Genomic DNA, 1,257 nt, shown 5'->3' on the forward strand with positions numbered 1-1,257 from the left:
TACGGCGTGTTCGTGTGGTTTCGCGTGGCGTGTGCGGGGTTGCTTCGAGTTCCACCTCGTTGACCCGACCACGCACTGGTGATGTGACTTGTTCGAGAGGTCGGCGGCCTGCCGAGTAATCGCGAGCAATTCGTGGAGTGTTCGCCCGAGTCTCACCTCGTCGAACTCACCGACTGGTGACGATGTGTCTCGCTCGCGGGGTCGGCAACCGCCGGGAATCCGTCTGTCGATCGGCGGTGAGCAGGTAGGAATCGCGCGCCGGTAGGCGGGTAGGCACGGCGTCGCCGTTGTGGAGTGCCTGCGCTCTCCGGCCGGTGTGTCACCGTGCCTGTCGCCGGGTAGGTACGGCGTTGTCCATTGTGGAGATGCTGGAGTTCAGGGATTTTCTTGACGCTTCGCGGACATTCTCGACGTTTCGCGACGCAGTTGTCGCACCGGCCGGGGATTCCCAGCTACCCCACAGGTTGATCGACGCTATCAGCCAGCTTTCGTTCCTAGGGTCATGCTTGCCCCACATCCGTGGTGTAAGCAGGACAAGGATTGGATCAATCATGTTGGGAAGAAAGACCTCAACACGTCGGAAGTTGGCCGGAGCCGCCATCCTCGGCTCTTTGGTCGCGTTGCCCGCCGGCTTGGTCGCGGCCCCCGCGATGGCGGCTCCGGTGGCGCACACCGGGTGGGACCATGATCATGGATGGGGTCGTGACTGCGACCACACGGGCAACTTCCGCTGGAATCCGGGCCGCGGACACGATGAATGGAACGACTGTGACTTCGGTCGTGGTTACTGGGAATGGCATGGCTTCCGCGACGGCCACTGGGACTGGAGCTGGCATCACGGCCGCTGATCCGACCACCCTGCGCGTGCCTCGAACCGACAACGGCGGCCCCTGAGCGGTAGTGATCGTCTCGGTGTCCGGGCGACAGCGCCAGAAACCTCCCGAGTAGCGGGTCGATGACCCACGATGCGACGACAGGCACAGTGACTTCCCGGTCGTAGAGCACAGGCAACCCCACAATGGGGACGCCGTGCCTACAGGCCCGGAATTTCTGCCTGCTCACCGCCGCCCGGCGGACGCCCTGCCGGGTTGTCTGCGATAACCGGCGGTTGCCGTCTACCCGAATGAGAGGGCACATCGTCACCAGTCGGTGGTCGCGTCGACGAGGTGAGACTCGAAAGGGCGCACACACGGCACGCGAAACCACAGCCGAACAACGCTACGCACACACAGCGCACAACCACACGAACACGCCGTG

At 63.7% G+C, this 1,257-nt stretch carries 1 protein-coding gene; it reads left to right on the forward strand.

Features of this window, described 5'->3' with window-relative positions; genetic code table 11:
• Positions 1-551: 551 nt before the first annotated feature.
• Complete coding sequence (locus AB0B25_RS32145) at positions 552-848, forward strand: hypothetical protein (protein ID WP_357187612.1); 297 nt, start codon at positions 552-554, stop codon at positions 846-848.
• The last annotated feature ends 409 nt before the right edge of the window (positions 849-1,257 follow it).

The organism is Nocardia sp. NPDC049190 (genome assembly GCF_040648115.1).
GTDB lineage: Bacteria > Actinomycetota > Actinomycetes > Mycobacteriales > Mycobacteriaceae > Nocardia.

Coding starts and splice junctions, on each gene's coding strand:
- AB0B25_RS32145 (WP_357187612.1), top strand. CDS start 552: ATGTTGGGAAGAAAGACCTCAACACGTCGGAAGTTGGCCGGAGCCGCC.